Annotated in this window: 14 protein-coding genes; 10 read left to right on the forward strand and 4 right to left on the reverse strand. The window is 49.4% G+C overall.

What is annotated here, in order from left to right:
- Positions 1-72 precede the first annotated feature (72 nt).
- The 3 genes from ICL55_RS33040 to ICL55_RS33050 all read right to left on the reverse strand — a co-directional run bounded on the left by ICL55_RS33040 (position 73) and on the right by ICL55_RS33050 (position 2,516).
- Entirely contained in the window at positions 73-1,140 is a 1,068-nt protein-coding gene (locus ICL55_RS33040) for an MFS transporter (protein ID WP_246496820.1), read from the reverse strand.
- A gap of 97 nt (positions 1,141-1,237) precedes the next feature.
- Complete coding sequence (locus ICL55_RS33045) at positions 1,238-1,831, reverse strand: hypothetical protein (protein WP_188105950.1); 594 nt, start codon at positions 1,829-1,831, stop codon at positions 1,238-1,240.
- Between the two features lie 289 nt (positions 1,832-2,120).
- Complete coding sequence (locus ICL55_RS33050) at positions 2,121-2,516, reverse strand: Fur family transcriptional regulator (protein WP_188105952.1); 396 nt, start codon at positions 2,514-2,516, stop codon at positions 2,121-2,123.
- Between the two features lie 66 nt (positions 2,517-2,582).
- On the opposite strand from ICL55_RS33050, the gene ICL55_RS33055 reads away from it, so the two are divergent.
- Together ICL55_RS33055 and ICL55_RS33060 are read left to right on the forward strand one after the other, a co-directional pair.
- Positions 2,583-3,092, forward strand: coding sequence for a RidA family protein (locus ICL55_RS33055; RefSeq protein WP_188105953.1), 510 nt, complete (start codon positions 2,583-2,585; stop codon positions 3,090-3,092).
- 6 nt (positions 3,093-3,098) lie between these two features.
- Positions 3,099-3,545 carry a DinB family protein gene (locus ICL55_RS33060; protein ID WP_188105955.1) on the forward strand — a complete coding sequence of 149 codons (447 nt, stop codon included), beginning with the start codon at positions 3,099-3,101 and terminating at the stop codon, positions 3,543-3,545.
- A 10-nt stretch (positions 3,546-3,555) separates the two neighbouring features.
- Here ICL55_RS33060 and ICL55_RS33065 read toward each other — a convergent pair whose 3' ends face one another.
- A complete protein-coding gene (locus tag ICL55_RS33065; protein ID WP_188105957.1) occupies positions 3,556-4,461 on the reverse strand; it encodes an AraC family transcriptional regulator in 906 nt (301 codons plus the stop codon).
- A 239-nt stretch (positions 4,462-4,700) separates the two neighbouring features.
- Here ICL55_RS33065 and ICL55_RS33070 point away from each other — a divergent pair, with 239 nt between their 5' ends.
- The 8 genes from ICL55_RS33070 to ICL55_RS33105 all read left to right on the forward strand — a co-directional run bounded on the left by ICL55_RS33070 (position 4,701) and on the right by ICL55_RS33105 (position 17,355).
- Positions 4,701-5,585, forward strand: coding sequence for a sugar phosphate isomerase/epimerase family protein (locus ICL55_RS33070; protein ID WP_188105959.1), 885 nt, complete (start codon positions 4,701-4,703; stop codon positions 5,583-5,585).
- Between the two features lie 7 nt (positions 5,586-5,592).
- Positions 5,593-6,759 (forward strand): mandelate racemase/muconate lactonizing enzyme family protein, encoded by a 1,167-nt coding sequence (locus ICL55_RS33075; protein WP_188105961.1) that lies wholly within the window; start codon positions 5,593-5,595, stop codon positions 6,757-6,759.
- Positions 6,760-6,774: 15 nt separating this feature from the next.
- Complete coding sequence (locus ICL55_RS33080; protein ID WP_188105963.1) at positions 6,775-7,263, forward strand: VOC family protein; 489 nt, start codon at positions 6,775-6,777, stop codon at positions 7,261-7,263.
- Complete coding sequence (locus tag ICL55_RS33085; protein WP_188105966.1) at positions 7,260-8,210, forward strand: 2-hydroxyacid dehydrogenase; 951 nt, start codon at positions 7,260-7,262, stop codon at positions 8,208-8,210. Before ICL55_RS33080 ends, ICL55_RS33085 begins: the two co-directional genes overlap by 4 nt.
- 90 nt (positions 8,211-8,300) lie before the next feature.
- Positions 8,301-9,161 carry a ThuA domain-containing protein gene (locus tag ICL55_RS33090; protein WP_188105968.1) on the forward strand — a complete coding sequence of 287 codons (861 nt, stop codon included), beginning with the start codon at positions 8,301-8,303 and terminating at the stop codon, positions 9,159-9,161.
- A gap of 40 nt (positions 9,162-9,201) precedes the next feature.
- Positions 9,202-12,390, forward strand: a complete 3,189-nt coding sequence (locus ICL55_RS33095; protein ID WP_188105970.1) for a PVC-type heme-binding CxxCH protein — start codon at positions 9,202-9,204, stop codon at positions 12,388-12,390.
- A 321-nt stretch (positions 12,391-12,711) separates the two neighbouring features.
- Positions 12,712-15,825 carry a SusC/RagA family TonB-linked outer membrane protein gene (locus tag ICL55_RS33100; RefSeq protein WP_246496822.1) on the forward strand — a complete coding sequence of 1,038 codons (3,114 nt, stop codon included), beginning with the start codon at positions 12,712-12,714 and terminating at the stop codon, positions 15,823-15,825.
- A 27-nt stretch (positions 15,826-15,852) separates the two neighbouring features.
- The gene (locus ICL55_RS33105; RefSeq protein ID WP_188105972.1) at positions 15,853-17,355 is read left to right on the forward strand and encodes a RagB/SusD family nutrient uptake outer membrane protein; all 1,503 of its coding nucleotides are present in this window, start codon (positions 15,853-15,855) and stop codon (positions 17,353-17,355) included.
- Positions 17,356-17,426: the final 71 nt, after the last annotated feature.

Here is a 17,426-nt window from a genome sequence, read left to right on the forward strand (position 1 = left end):
GCTCCGGCAGTGATAAAACAGATACCATCTTCTCCAAAACAGGTATTGGATTGGTCGAACGATACAGGTAGATCATACGGAAAACAGTAAAATACCAATAACGCCTCCCAGTTGCTGCATCATGTTATATAGCGCCACACCCTGGCCGATCTGTTCGCCCTTCAGTCTGGTAAGCATTAAAGTGCTCACTGCCAGCGATAGCGACGTAATAGCTATACCGCGGACAGGCAGTAGCCAGTTGAGGTCCACCGAAGCGAAGCTGGATGACATATAACAACTGATGGCCAGCAGTAATAAGCCCGCTGTGATGACATACCGCAATCCATTGGTATTTTCAATGACAACCGCGGTAACGACCAGTAGCACCACTACCGCCAGGACGGTAAACCATAAAATATTGATGGGGGCTGGTATGCCTGTTACCACCAAAGAGGTAGGGTTAATAGTAGACCCGGTGATGCCAACGGCTGTCAGGAAGGATAATACAAGCGCTGTACGAATGTGGACGTTTTGTATCAGCCCTGCCAGTGTGATATCAATAGCTGCTCTTTCATAAGATCCGTTTCTGACAAACGCCAGTACAAACACGCCCGCAATAATACCCGCCGGAATATTGGCAAAGAAGACAAAAGACCATGAATAGTTATCGGTGATATACCCTCCGATAGGCCCTGTCAATACTTTGCCCGCCAGGATGCCTGATATGACAAACACCTGTGCAGTAGCCCTCTTTTCAACAGGCCAGCTTTCTGTGATAACAGTATGCGACAACACCAACATACCGCCGCCGCCAAGTCCCTGCAGAAACCGGAAAATAATCAACCCGCCTATACCAGTGGCATGACCGCAGAAAAATGAACAAACCGTAAAAAGAAGGACCGTAATGAGGAAATAATTTCTTCTGCCCAACATCCACGAAAGCCAGGCACTGACTGGCATGATCACTAAGTTACCAACGAAATAAGCAGCCATGATCCAGTTCACCTGGTCAAATGAAATACCCAGGTTTGCTTTGATATCAGGGCCGGCCACATTGCTAACAGAGACATTCACAACAGATAAAAAGATACAGAAAACCGCGGCAAAGGTGATAAGGGCTCGTCGAAATCCATATTCAACGAAAGACGAAAATTGTTTCATAGGAATGCAGGAATGAGATATTGAAAGCGTAAAATTAATCAGATAATAAAAAAAGCCGGCTATTAGCCAGCTCTTTTTTATAGATAAGCATAATAGCTTAGTGTTCCCAGTTGAGTCCTGCTACGTCAAATTCCATCTGACGGAGGCCTGATTGGAAAAATTCTGCTTCTATCAATACTTTCTTTGCTTTTTTAAGATTGGCAATCAGCGATTTCTCTTTAGACAGAAACAGAGTTTTAGCACTGCCATCGCTGGGAGAAGAGGTCTGGATGGTCATGGGCGGGTTCTCGTCAAATCTCACTTTCACGGCGCCGCCGGTTACGCTGCTCATGAATTGTCCTTTAGAAACCATCAGCAGAATATTGTTTTCCCCGTCTTTGTTGCGAAGGAGCAAGGTAGCGGTAGAACCTCCGTTGTAAGGAAAGTCGAATTCCAATAGCTCTTTTGCGTCAACCTGAGCAAAGTACTTTTTCTTAGAAGTCATTTTATCTTCTTCTTCATTGTAGGCCCATGCTGAAGCTTTTTTCTCTTCCACCGGCTCCTTTTTTTCTTCGGTTGATGTAGGGCTTCCCTCTGGGGTGGTAGTGGTTGTGGCGCTTACTTTCTTTTTCTTGTCCGTTAAATTGGCGATAAATCCGAGTACCACCAGACCGATAAAAACATACAGGAAGATCTTTAGTCCTTTTTTCATTGATAGGGGAGATTTGTTTGATGTAAAATGTTGGAATAATAGAATATAGTTGGGTATCTGCTATTTGGGTTTATTTTCTGGCACAATATCAATCACTTCAATATGTGCTATTTGATAAATTTAGAATAAATTAAAATATTTTAAAAAATCAGACAACACAAATTGATGCAGCGCTCGGAGGAGGAATACTGCAATACAGCTACAGTAAAAGGGATGCTTGTTTTTCGTGCCGGCAGCACCGTGGGGGCTATTCTTTTCTTGTTACTGATTTAATACCTCCGGAAGCCTCTCAAACGTCCCGCTCTTCCGCACACCGCTTACAATACCCGGCTATCATCCCGTTAAAATCCGTGATCACATAGCCTTCCGGCAGGGGGATATGTATCTTGTGTTGCAGGCACTCCACCGTGCCACATTTCCGGCACTTAAAGTGAAAATGGTTGTGCTGATGTTTGTTATTCGGTTTATCGCAACCGGCGCAATAAGCGAAGTGCTGCTTGCCATCTTCGTCCATGACCTTATGGACCAGCCCATCTTCACAGAACCGGTTTAGTACGCGGTAGATAGTGGCTCTGTCAACTTTGGCTTCCAGTTCCGCCTGCAGCTGCTCATGGCTTAAAGCCCTGTCCGTGAATTTCAGGACGTTCAGGATGTCCGTCTGGGCTTGTGTATTCCTTCTTTTCATTTTTTGTTATTGCGACTTAGTTGCAATAATAAGATTTTTTGCTATTATTGCAAAAAAATAACCACCATGATCAGACCTATTCATGCATATGGAAAAGCGCTGTCAGCCATCATTATAGCGACAGCCCTGTACAGCTGCAACCAGGAAATGCCCAGGAAGGAGGCGCCCAAAACGGAGACAGCCAAACCGGAGTACTTCCTGCTTCGCCCGGAACTGGAGAAAATGTACGGCTACACGCAGGCGGTAAGGATGGGAAATATCGTGAAGGTGGGTGGCGTCATCAGCATCGATGATAAAGGAAACCCGGTAGGGAAGGGCGATTACGGACAACAAATGGCCAATTGTTACGCGAGCCTGGAAAAAGTACTTAAACATTATGGCTGCACTTTCGATGATGTGGTACTGGAGAACATCTATACCACGAGTATGGCGGCTCTGCAAAAGAACGCCGCCTACCGGCAGAAAATATATACTCATCATTTCCCTACCGGCAGCTGGATTGGCGTAAAAGAACTGGGATTGCCGGATGCGATGATTGAAATAGAAATAGAAGCATTGATTTCTAAAGAACAATAACAGGCTATGAAAACATTCTTCAAAGAATTATTTGAATATAACCATGGCGTCAATCAACAATTGCTGGAGGTATTACGTGCTCACACGGACCAGGCGTCTGAAAAAGCGATAAAGTTATATTGTCATATCCTCAACGGACATCTGATCTGGAATAACAGGATAGCAGCAAGGGACGCTGCCCCCGATATCTGGGAGGTACATACCATACAGCAATGTCAGGATATGGATAAAACAAGCTATGCACACACATTATCTATTATAGATGACTATGACCTGAATGATATTATCCGGCATGCTAAGATCAAAGGGAAGCCTTTCAGCAAAAAGGTGTCGGAGATACTTTTTCATATCATTAATCACTCCACCTATCACCGGGCACAAATAGCCACGGAGTTCCGGTTGAGCGGACTGCAGCCTGTGATGACTGATTTTATTTTTTATGAGAAAATATAACTGTTGCTGATCAATCTCCCGTAGGCCGGAAGCTCGGTGCGCCCGCATTGCTTTCCACCAGGGCCTTCCGGTATTCCCGGGGAGATTTGCCCTGGTAGATTTTAAACTGCCTGTTGAAATAGGAGATGTTGTCAAATCCGCAGGCATAGCATATCTCAGCGATGCCATGATCTGTACCGATCAGCAATTTGGTAGCGTGACTGATGCGCGTTTCATTGACAAATTGCGAGAATGTTTTGCTGGTCCGCCTTTTAAAGTAACGACAAAACGCGGCTTCGTTCATGCATGCCAGTGAGGCGGCCGATTTACTGTCCACGTGCGTATGATAATTCTCCAGCACGTATTTAAATATAGATTCCAGCTTCTTTGAATCTACGTCCTTATAGTGTATCTTTCTCGGGTCATCTGTCAGCAGCAATACATCGTCACTGTTTTGTTGAGACAGCCCATCCAGCAGCTGCAGCAATATGATGAGATTTTTCATTTGCTGATTCGCCTGGAACTGAAAAAACATCGTACTGAGCACCGGCGGTAGTTTCCTGAATTGAATGCCGCGCTCGGATAATTGCATCAGCTCTTTTATCTTCCTTAATTCCAGTTTGTCGAAAAAATCCTTGCCAAGGAAGTCTTCTGTGAATTGTACGATGATCGCGTGGGCTACTTCTTCACCACTGCCGGGAGGCGTATTGTCGTTGCAAAAACAGTGGACCAAACCGGGACCGAACATGTAAATCTCTCCCTCGCTGAAGTTGATGACTTTGTTGCCCGCATATACCTTGCCGGAACTTTTTACCATCAGGATTAACTCGTGCCCGTGATGAAAATGAAAAGTGTTGGTGAAGCGTGGCTGGCAAAATTCCTTGATCACAAAACTGGCATCTTCCGGAGTAGATATGTGTCGGTAGGCAACTTTCATAATTGGTGTTTTTAGTACACTATTTATTTTCTAACGTGGGAAATCGGAATTAAGGTAAATATAGTATCAATATTTTGCAAATGCAGTACTTTTATTTCAACGGTAGTCTGAATATGTTTGTGAAGCAATGATTCTTTTCCCGTTATGGACCCAACCAGTTGATGCACTATCAATGCCTTGCTATTGGCCGTTCTTAGAGATAAACCAAAATTTTTAATCACTCATATACTTCATGCGTTATGGAACTGGGAATACACAACTGGATGCGCGCCGAAACAATAGAGACCACCATCAGGAGAGTGGCTGCACTTGGATATACCCGGCTGGAAATCGCCGGGAATCCAGAACAATATGATACGAAACACATCAACCAGCTCATGAAGGACCATGGCTTGTCCTGCTGGGGGTCAGTAACGCTGATGCTGGGTGGGCGTAACCTGGTGGCCAGAGATGAGGCGCAGCGGGCACGGTCGGTACAATACGTAAAAGACGTGGTGAAGATGGTAAAGGAACTCAACGGGCACATGGTATCGGTCGTACCAGGCACCGTGGGAAAAATTGTTCCTGATGGCCGGCCGGAAGAAGAATGGAAATGGGCCGTGGACGCACTGAAAGAGATATATGACTACAGCGAGGCGGCCGGCGTACTGCTCGGCATAGAACCCATCAATCGCTTTGAAACTTATTTCATCAACAGGGCTGAACAGGCACTCGCTTTGGCGACGGCCGTAGGTCCCCACTGCGGCGTTTGTCTGGATACTTTCCACATGAATATGGAAGAAACGGATATGTATGCCTCCATCAGGAAGGCGAAAGGCAGATTGACCGGCTTTCATGTGGCCGATAACAACAGAATGGCGCCGGGGATGGGACATCTCAACTGGGAGAAGATCGTTGCCACGCTGAAAGAAGTAGGGTATGACGGCGTGCTTTCCGTGGAATTCTGCGCGCCGCTGGACCGTACACCGGCCAACCCTTATCCGGATTCCATCGATGAGCACCCGGAGAACCTTTCACCTGAACAGGCGAAGTTTCTCGTAGACCACGGCAGCACGTCCGTCACGGAAGCATTTTACACCATGCTCACTACTCAATCCTTTAATACTTTATCAAAACTTATTTAGAGAACTGATGAAAATAGCTAATGTAGAGGCATTTTGGTTGCGTTGTCCCGTCCCAAAAGAAAAACAACATACTTCAGATTACGGACTACTGGCCAATTTTGACATGACGTTGGTAGTGATCACCACAGAAGACGGTCTGCAGGGATTTGGTGAGGCCAAAGCAGCAGTGGGATCTTCAGGGGTATGCGCCTCGATTGTGAACTGTATCGAAAATGAACTGAAACCTGCCTTGATAGGGAAGCACGTGAAAGATATCACCCGTCTCTGGGAGGAAATGTATAATGGCACGCGCGACCACTATGCTTTATCGAGAGGCCGGAAATTCCCCGTCCTCGGCAGAAGAGGCCTCACGGTATCTGCTATGAGCGGTATAGACACTGCCTTGTGGGACCTGAAAGGAAAAATGCTGAATGTGCCGGTGATGGACCTGCTGGGGGGCGCCTGCAGAGACAGGATGCCGGCCTATGCCAGCGGTGGCTGGGCAGACGCGGACAACATCGGCGCACAGCTGAAAGGTTACGTGGACAAAGGTTTTGGCGGCGTTAAAATGCGCGTGGGCGTGATGGATAAGACGGTACAGAACAGCATCGACAGGGTGAAAGCAGCCCGGGCTGCCTTAGGGCCGGATATCAAACTCATGACAGATGCCCACGGCACTTTCAGTGTGCCGGAAGCGAAACAATTCTGTCGCGGTGTACGGGACTGTAACCTCTATTGGTTTGAGGAACCTATCAGTCCCGATAACAGAAAAGGAACGGCGGAAGTGCGGGCATCTACCCATATTCCCATCGCCGCCGGTGAAAGTGAATATACCAGTTTCGATATCAATGAGCTGCTGGATATACGGGCCATTGATGTGGTACAGCCGGATGCCGCTATCATTGGCGGTATCTCGGAAGCGGTGCGGGTAGCGCATCTGGCGAGCGTGCATCAGCTGGAGCTGGCGCCGCATTGCTGGGGATCGGCGTTCTCTTTTATGGCCGGACTGAATGTGGCCTTTGCATCACCGTCGGCGACGATCATTGAGTTTTCCCTCGGTGGCAACCCTATGATGTATGAACTGGTAAAAGAACAAATTACGGTGACAGACGGCCATCTGCCGGCGCCTACCGCACCGGGACTGGGAGTGAGCCCTGACTGGGATTTTGTACGGGATTTTAAACAAAAAGTATAGTGTAAATAAAGATATATGGCTAAAGCACTTAAAATTAACCACGTTACGCTGATCGTAGACAATCTGGAAAAAGCCGGGGCCTTCTATCAGCATGAATTGGGCTTAGCACAGCTTGCCGCCTTTAGGTTTGATTATCCTGTGATGTTCTTCAAATTCAATGAAGAACAACAATTGCATATCTCCGAATGGGAAGATAAAACCTCCTTCCGTGGGCATATCTGTGTGCAGGTGGATGATTTCAACAGCCTTTTCTTTCGCATGAAAGCGCTGAATGTGATTGATATCAACCCATGGGGAAAGGTGAGGAAACTGCCTGACGGGGCCATGCAGATGTTTGTCCGCGACCCTGCGGGCAATCTGGTGGAGATCTCTTCCACGCCAGGCGCAGACATCGATCCGCGGATATTTACGGATGAACTGTATGAAGAAGGACTATACGTTTCCAACAGAAATGATTTCAGAGGATACCGCTCCGATGATGCTACTTTATATCACGACAGATGAGAAAAAACGTACTACTGCTCGAAACGATTGCGGAAGAGGCATTGGCTGTTCTTCAGGACCACGTGAACGTATACACGGGATATAATGACACGGACGTAAAAGAAATACTGGCGAGGGAGGAGATCCATGCCGTTATTACCAGAGGGAAGGGGCTGATCAATAAACCGTTGATGGACGCGTGCCCGCACTTGCAGGTAGCTGCCAGATGCGGCGTGGGACTGGACAACGTAGACGTTGCGGAAGCTTCTGCCAGAAAAATAATGGTCATCAATGCTCCGGGCAGTAATGCCGCCACTATCGCGGAACATACGCTGGCGCTGATGTTGATGCTGATGCGGGATATGTACGGGTCGGTGGCACAGGTGAAACAGGACAACTGGAGCTGGCGCAACCAATATGCCGGCGATGAACTGCATGGTAAAACACTCGGCATACTGGGCATGGGCAATATCGGAAAACGGGTTGCCCGGCTGGGAGCGGCTTTCGGCATGGACGTGTGCTACTGGAGCAAATCCGCCAGCGACCAGCCTTATCCGTATCTGGCCATGGAAGCGGTGTTACAACGTTCAGATGTGGTGAGCCTTCATCTTCCTTTTAATAACGAAACGAACGGCATTATCGGCGCTACACAGCTCGGACTAATGAAAGCAGGCTCGCTGCTGATCAACACCGCGAGAGGCGCGTTGGTGGATCACACCGCCCTGCTGCAGGCCTTACAGGAAAAGAAGCTGGCAGGATACGCGGCGGATGTATTACCGGACGAACCGCCGGTGCAGTCGCGGGAACTGGTCCGGCATCCGCAGGTAATTGTCACGCCGCATTCCGGCAGCCTTACCGCTACTACGTACAGGCATATATGTATGACCACCATCAACAATGTGGTGGCTGCCCTCACCGGCAAGGGCCCGGACCCGGACAGCATTTTTAACCGGCACGCGATTCAATAAAAAAGCATCATCAGCAAAAAATGATCTTCGCTCTTTGCGTACTTAATTTAAAAACCTTTACGCCCTTTGCGAGAAAAAATCCGCCATACAATGAAAAAAATTCTCCTTTGTTTATTGCTGATCGCCGGCACTGCCGGCGCACTCCTTGCTCAATCTTCCGGAAAGGCGAAAAAGCCGCTGGTAGTTTTTGTGACCGGAGACCATGAGTACAGCAGCGAAGAAACCATGCCGCTCATAGCCGCTGCGCTGGAGAAAGACTATGGCATGAAAACAATTGTGCTCAAAGCATCGCCTGATTATAACAGCGAAGAAAATATTCCGGGCCTGGAAGTCCTCCAACAGGCGGACCTTGCGGTTTTCTATCTGCGTTGGCGCAGGCTTCCGGCTGAACAGCTTGCGCATATCGAAGCTTACCTGAAAAGCGGCAAACCGGTGATGGGCTTCCGTACTACCACCCATGCGTTCCATTTTCCGGAAGGTCATGCCAGCGAAAAATGGAATGCCTTCGGCGAATTCGCTTTAAATGCCCCTCCGGGCTGGGGCGGCGCCGCAAAACATACGCACTATGGCCATGAAAGCAGCACAGACGTTAGCGTGATACCCGCCCAGGCAGCCAATCCGATACTGACAGGCGTCGCAAAAAAATTCCACGTCCGTTCCTGGCTGTACCGTGTGTTGCCGGATTACCCTGTGAAAGGCTCTACGTGGCTGCTCATGGGCAAAGCGGTCAACCCCGATAAGGCGGCGATCGAAAATCCCGTGGCCTGGACAGGCACCAACTCCTTCGGTGGCAAAGTGTTTATGACCACCATGGGCCATCCGGAAGACTTCCGGCAGGAGCCTTTCCAGCGGCTCGTGATCAACGCCATCCATGATGAACTGGGACTGAAAGTTCCCCGCAAATGGAAAGGCAAAATAGACATCCAGGTGCCCTACCGGGTAGCGAAATAAGTACCCAACGTTTACTCATTCCCGTTAAAATAGATGAACAATGTCCAGACTATCTAAAATCGGTATGTACGTACCGCTTGTGCCCCTGGTATTGGCGATAATGATACTGGATGCCTGTAGTTCCGGCGGCCATGCGCCCCTTACGGTTTCCAACGGATCACATATCTCCCTGATCGGTAATAACCTGGGATCGAGAATGATCAACTACGATAATTTTGAAACGGAACTCTATGTCCGTTATCCGGAATATAACCTCTTCATCCGCAATATGTGCGATGGGGGCGAAACACCGGGCTTCCGCCCTCATTCCGGCAGAAATTCTCCCTGGGCTTTCCCGGGTGCGGAGAAGTTCCGTCCGGAGCTGGCCAAACAGGTGGAAACCATGGACAACCACAGCCAGGGCCGCTTTGAAACACCCGACCAATGGCTCACCAGACTCAAAACAGATGTGATCATCGCCTTCTTCGGTTACAGCGAATCATTCGAAGGCAAAGCTGGCCTGGACGCTTACAAAGCAGAACTGGACGCCTTCATCAAATGGACGCTTCAACAAAAATACAACGGTACGTCAGCGCCACAGCTGGCGCTCGTTTCACCGATCGCATTCGAAGACCTCTCTGATAAATACGATCTGCCCAACGGACAGAAAGAAAATGAAAACCTGGCGCTGTATACCGAAGCCATGAAAGAGGTGGCCAGGCAACATCATGTGTTGTTTGTAGATGCTTTTACGCCATCTAAAAAATGGTATCAGGAGACAAAGGAGCCATTGACCATCGACGGCTCCCAACTGAATGAAGAAGGGTATAAGAAGCTGGGAAGCCTGCTGGTAGACCAGATCTTCGGGAAAGCTTCCCCCAGGGCCGATGCCAACAGACAACTGGTGCACGATGCAGTGAAGGAAAAAAACTGGATGTGGCTCAACGATTATAAGATCCCCAATGGCGTGCATGTATTTGGTCGCCGGTACGATCCGTATGGCCCGGACAACTATCCGGCTGAAATAGAGAAGATCCGTGAAATGACGGCGATCCGGGACTCAGCAGTGTGGCTGGCGGCTTCTAAAGGAAAGAAAAAAGACATCGCGGCAGCCGACCAACACACCAAAGTATTGCCAACCGTTAAAACCAACTACAATCCTGCTAAAAACGGAAGTCTCCGGTATCTCACCGGCGAAGAGGCCGTACATCAGCTGAAAGTGCCGCCCGGATACAAGGTGGAGCTCTTTGCCTCCGAAGAGCAGTTCCCCGACCTGGCCAAACCCATGCAGATGTCGTTTGACAATAAAGGACGTTTATGGGTGGCCGTTATGCCCAGCTATCCGCACTATAAACCGGGAGATGCTAAGCCCAACGATAAAATTATTATTCTGGAGGATACCGACAACGACGGGAAAGCGGATAAACAAATCACTTTCGCCGACAGCCTGCACCTGCCCATCGGCTTTGAAATAGCGCCGGAAGGGGTATACGTGGCCCAGGGCACCAATCTTAAACGGTACATCGATACCAATGGCGATGATAAAGCTGATAAAGAAGAGATCCTGCTCAGCGGCTTCGATGACCATGATACGCATCATAGCAGCCACGCCTTTACCGTAGACCCTTCCGGGGCCATCTATTCCGGAGAAGGCGTTTTCCTGCATACGCACGTGGAAACATCTTATGGTACCGTACGTGCCACCAACGGCGGCTTTTACAGGTACGACCCCAGACGCCACCAGCTGGAGCGGACGGCTCAACTGGAAATTCCCAATCCCTGGGGCATTGCGTTCGATGACTGGGGCCAGCCGTTTTTTGCGGAAACATCCAGCCCTGATGTACGCTGGATGCTCCCCGGCACCGTCTTGCCCCGCTATGGCCAGCACACCCATAAATCGATACAGCTGGTAGAAGAGAAACATAAAGTACGGCCCACATCGGGCCTGGAGTTTGTGTCCAGCCGCCACTTTCCGGACGAGGTACAGGGAGACTTCCTGATCAATAACACCATCGGTTTCCTCGGCACGAAGGAACACACCCTGGAGGATGACGGGACCGGCTATAAAAGCCATCATCGTATGGACCTGCTCGTGAGCAGCGATCCCAATTTCCGGCCGGTAGACCTGGAGTTTGCGCCGGATGGCTCGTTGTATGTCATCGACTGGCACAACATCCTCATCGGGCATATGCAGCACAATGCACGCGATCCCCTGCGCGACCACTCCCATGGAAGGATATACCGCATCACCTATCCATCAAGGCCGTTGGTGAAACCGGCCCATATCGCCGGAGCCAGTATAGACGAACTGCTCGATAATCTCAAATTGCCGGAATACAGGACCCGCTATAGGACCCGCCGTGAACTGAGAGGACGGGACGTTTCCGAGGTACTCGCCAAACTAAAAACATGGGTGGCCCAACTCGATAAAAACGATCCTAAATACGACCATCATCTGCTGGAAGGACTCTGGGTAAGCTGGGGAATGAATAAAGTAGATCAGGACCTCCTGAAGCAAGTGTTGAAAGCAAAGGACTATCACGCCAGAGCCGCCGCCGTGCAGGTGCTGCGTTATACCGGACATCAGGTGCGGGACCAGGCAGATTTACTCCTGCAGGCCGCTAAAGATGAAAACAGCCGGGTACGCCTGATGGCTATTGTGGCCGCTTCCTGGATAGGCAAAGAAAAAGGTCTTCCCATTTTGGCAGAAGCAAAGAAAATGCCCCTCGACGAATGGATGGTCCACGCTTATGACGCCGCCGTCGCTCATTTAAAAGGAGAGAACGTAAAAGAAGAAAACGAAGCGGGAGGCAACGTCAAACTGAAAGGCGCTGAACTCGCCTTGTTTAATCAGGGCAAACAGATTTATTCGATAGAAGGTTATTGCAGAACATGCCACCAGCCGGACGGGAAAGGCTTGCCGGACGCTGGTTTTCCGCCACTGGCCCATTCACAATGGGTAACGGGCAGCGACGAGCGGCTGATTAAACTGGTGATGAAAGGCATGCTGGGACCAATAGAAGTCAACAATAAAAAGTATCCGGGCCAGGTGCCGATGACCCCCTTCGGCAGCCTGCTGAAAGATGAAGAGATCGCAGCCGTGCTGACGTATGTGCGTAACAGTTTCGGTAACACGGGAACAGCTATTTCTCCGGAGAAAGTAAAACAGGTGAGGAAAAAAATAGAAAGCAAAAAAGATTTCTATTCTCCCGAACAATTGCTGAAGGAGCATCCCATGGAAAAGAAATGACCAGTGCATAGGCAGACGGGCGCCGCTACTGCGCCCGTCTGTAAAATTATCCTTTTGTTAAATTACTATTTCACTTAGCGAAAATATTACAAGGAACTACCAGTATGGATATTTAATATTGTTAGGATATCTAATTATAATAGTCAAGGTATATATTTATCAACCAGAAAAAAAACGGTAAGCCAATCATCTCCCTTTGTTTTTAATTGTTTGTTCCGGTGGCATCCTCCGGCATGGGCAGCTATTGCCATTGCCTGGCCGACTTTAACAGATGTAGCCGGGGTAAAGAATGATCAAATTTAACCTGATAACTTTTTAACTATGAAACAGTTTTCCACGGTGAATCTTAAACTGATGGCGCTACGCCAGAAAATTATTTATGCCACTTTAGTCCTGCTGATAACGGTCTTCACACAGGCCCATGCTACGCCATTCAATGTGCTCATGGATGTGCGTGGTAAGGTGTTGGAAGAGAACGGGGTGGGCGTACCAGGAGTGAGCATTAAAGTAAAGAACGCCGACAAGGCGACAACAACGGACGGTGAAGGGAACTTTGTCCTTAAAGGTCTCTCTAACGACGCCGTTTTGATCATATCTTATATAGGTTATGTCACGCAGGAGGTGCCGGTTACCGCGGAGATGGTGATCAGACTGGTGCCACAGGTGAAAAAGATAGATGAAGTGGTGGTGGTCGGTTACGGGACCACGAAGAAATCAGATCTGACCGGAGCAGTGGGTACCGTGAAGGCGGAAACACTGCAGGAGCGCCCCGCTTCTTCGTTGAACCAAAGTTTGTCCGGCCGCGTGACGGGCGTGAACGTATCATCCAATTCTGGCCGGCCGGGCGGCAGGACCAATATCCGTATCCGTGGGTCCAGTTCTTTGAGCGTGTCCAATAATCCGCTGTATGTCATTGATGGCGTGATACTCAACCCGGTGGATTTGAGGAACGGCAGTACGCCCATCGATTACATCAACCCCAATGACATCGCTTCCATAGAAGTATTGAAGGACGCTTCCTCTACGGCTATCTATGGCGCCCGCGGCGCCAATGGTGTTATCCTCGTTACCACCAAAAGGGGCAACGCTGGCGGCGGAAGGGTGACCTACGATCCGGATTTCAGCATCGGCGTGTTACCCAGAAAACTGGAACTGCTGAACGCTAAAGAGTTTTTGGCAGTAGAAGACCTGGCTTATGCCAACGCGCAGAAATACGATCCGATCGGCTGGGCTACCGGAACAAAATATACCGATCCCAAAACCAAACGCACCAACCCCAAATTATTCGACTCCCAGGGAAATCCGCTGTACGACACCGATTGGCAGGATGAAAGCTTTCAGAAGGCGTTTACACAAAACCACCAGCTGGGTTTCACCGATGGCGATGAGAAAAGAAGCATCGGCGCATTTTTGAACTATCGCAGTCAGGAAGGGCTCGCACGGGGCTCCTGGCAGGACAGGTATGCCGGTCGGCTGGTATTCGACAGCAAAATAAAGGACTGGCTGAAAGTCGGCGGTACCCTGAGTTACACGGACCAGCGGGAAAAACAGGTCGATCAGCTCGACGGTGGCGGTATCACCATGATGCGCCAGGTGCTGGAAGCGCTGCCCATCATCCCGGTGAAATATGCTGATGGCTCCTGGGCCAGCAACAGGGACTATCCGGGCATGGAAGGCGGCGACAACCCGCTGCGTGTGGCCGCCGACAGGATATCTATCCTGCATACACAAACCTTTCTGGGTAATATGTACGCCAATATTCACCTGGCGCCGGGACTGGAACTGAAATCAACCCTCGGTACCAACATCATCAACCAACGGGAAGATTATTTCGCGGCGAAAGGCATGCAGTATATTTCTGATAACGGTAACGCTGCTGTCAATAACAACCGGTACAATTCCTGGCAGTTTGAAAACTATCTGACCTATAGCCGCGAATTTGCCAAAGTACATTCCCTGAATGCCATGGCGGGTGTGTCCTGGCAACATATTGATCGTTTTGAGAACCAGGCCAACACAGAAGGCTTCAACGATTCCTACTACAAATACAATAACCTGGGTGCCGGGTCCAGCCCACAGCCGCCATCTTCTGTGGCTACGGCCAACGGACTGAACTCTTACTTCGGGCGTGTCAACTATGGCTACCGCAACAGGTACTTGGTCACTTTCACCGGCCGTATGGATGGCTCTTCCAAATTCGGCAGGGACAATCAGTTTGCCTTCTTCCCTTCCGCAGCCCTTGCCTGGAGGGTAACAGAAGAAAACTTCATGAAGAGCGTCCCCGTGATTTCCAACCTGAAACTCCGCGCCAGCTACGGTGCTACCGGTAACTCCGAAATTCCGGCCTACAGAGCGCTGGCAGGCCTGGGCAACTACACCGTGATCTTCGGCGGCGCGCGCAACTCCGGCGTGGGTATCGATCGTATTGCCAACCCGGGTTTGCAATGGGAGAAAACAAAACAGATCGATTTTGGCATGGAGCTGGGATTGTTTGCCAACAGGCTGAATCTGGAACTGGACCTGTACCGCAGAAGGGTAGACGGCATGTTGCTCGATGCGCCGTTGCCGTACACCACTGGTCGGGATAAGATTTTCTCCAACGTGGGAAGCATGGAAAACAAAGGGTTTGAGTTTGGCATCAATTCCGTTAACATCAAAACAGACAACTTCTCCTGGAGCACTACCTTCAATATTTCTGTCAACAAAAACAAAGTACTGGCACTGGCCAATGGTGATATCTATTCCGGTAATGGCATTATCCGTGTAGGCGAGCCCGTTGGCTCTTTCTTCGGAAGACAGAGCCTGGGAACATGGAGCACCAAGGAGGCAGACGAGGCAAAGAAATACAACATGCTGCCGGGTGATATCAAATATAAAGACGTCAACAACGACGGTATCATCAACGACCTGGACAGGGTGATCATCGGTAAAGGTATCCCTGATGGATATGGTACGTTCCTGAACACCTTCCAGTACAAAGCATGGTCGCTGACCGTAGACCTGCAGTTTATGTATGGTAACGATGTGCTGGACAGGAGCATTCACTCTGCCGAAGACAGACAAGGCATCGCCAATAGCTACAAAACCGTGCTGAATGCGTGGACAGAGGCCAATCAGAATACGCCTATCGCGCAGATACGCCCCATCAATGCCTATTATACCACCAACAACGACAGCCATAAGGTAACCGACGGATCGTTTATCCGTGGCCGTAACCTGTTGCTGGGATATACATTCCCGTCAAAGACCGTGTCAGCCTTGAAGCTCAGCCGCCTGAGGGTATATGCTTCGGTGCAGAACTTTTTCCTGGTCACTAAGTTTAAAGGATATGATCCGGAAGTATCCAACTCCAGTTCTCCTTTCGATCAGGGGCTTACGTTGTACGACTATCCGAAACCAAGAGTGTTCATGCTGGGGCTGAATGTGGGATTATAGTATTGTGTAATTTTTTAATTAGAAATCATGAAAGCAACAATAATAAGATATGGACTGCTGGTATTAACAACAGGCACCTTATGGCTGACCGGTTGCCGGAAATTTCTGGATGAATCAGATCCCAGCAATTATACAGAAGACAGCTACTTTACAAAGCCTGAACACGCCCGGGCTTCGGTGAATGCCATCTATGCAGCCCTGCGTGACCCGATGAGCGGTGATTTTGGCGGCGCTGCGTGGACCATGACGGAATTTGCCACCGGTCAGGCTGCCACGGACCTGGGCCAGGCAGTAAACAGCTATTATATCAAAGACCTGCATAATACCGCCGATAACGGTTATGGGGAGAACTACTGGCGAAACTATTACAAAGGCATCACCAATGCCAACCTCTCCATCGCCAAAATTCCCCAAATCAAAATGGACCAGACAGAGCTGAAAAGGCTGCTGGGAGAGGCTCATTTTATGCGGGCATGGTACTACTTTAATTTAGTACAGCTATTTGCCAACATTCCGCTGGTGACGGAGCCGGTGGACTTAAAATCGGAACAGATACGCCCCAAACAGGCGCCTACCGAAGATGTGTACAAGTTGATCGTAGATGACCTGATCTTCGCCGAGAGTGCAGGCCTGCCCTGGGTGGACGCCAGCGGCAAAGCTTCCCTCGGCGCTGTGAAATCATTGCTCGCAAAGGTATATCTCACCATGGCCGGATACCCTTTGCAGAAAGGCGCGCCATACTACGACCTGGCCGCGAAGAAGGCAGAAGAGGTGTTGGATTCAAAACAATACAAACTGTTCGACACATATTATGATCTGCACAATCCGGCCAAGAAAAATGTGGAAGAGAACATCTTTATGATCCAGTACAAAACACAGGTCATCCCTGGCAGCTGGCAGTCGCTGATCATTCCTTACAACAAAAATATCTCTGCCTATTCTGCGGAAACCGGCGGTATATACGCCACAGAGGCCTTTGTAAAGTCTTATGATCCGGCCGACTTAAGAGCAAAAGAAGGACAGTTCTTTTTTACCGAGTTCACCAATCAGGACGACAGAAGCCAGAAAGTGGCGCTGGGCGGTTATTTCCTGTATAAACTATTTGATGTGGCTGCGCAGACGTCTACGGCCAACAGCGATCTTAACTGGTCACTGATTCGTTATGCAGATATATTATTAGTGTATGCAGAAGCATCCAATGAAGTGGGCGGACCCGGCGCAAAAGCTTATGATGCGGTGAATCAGATCCGGACAAGGGCCACGCTGCCGGCATTGACGGGGCTTACGAAAGATCAGTTCCGGGAAGCAGTATGGCGCGAACGCTGGTATGAGCTGTGCTTTGAAAATGTGACCTGGTTTGATATGGCGCGCTTGCGGAAAGCCTTTAACCTCACCACGAAAGGGTTTGATAACTATGTGGGGCATAAATTTTCCTATGGCCCGGTATTGACCGAAAGAGAACTCGTGTTCCCGATACCCAGTACAGAGCTGCGGAATAATCCGAACCTGGTACCAACGAAGGGCTACTAATACTATTTGTTTTTAACCCCATCGCCTTCCGGCAGAGATGCGACTCCCGGCGGGTAACAGGCTTATAAGTT

Origin of the sequence: Chitinophaga varians (assembly GCF_014529945.1) — a bacterium.
Lineage (GTDB): Bacteria > Bacteroidota > Bacteroidia > Chitinophagales > Chitinophagaceae > Chitinophaga > Chitinophaga varians.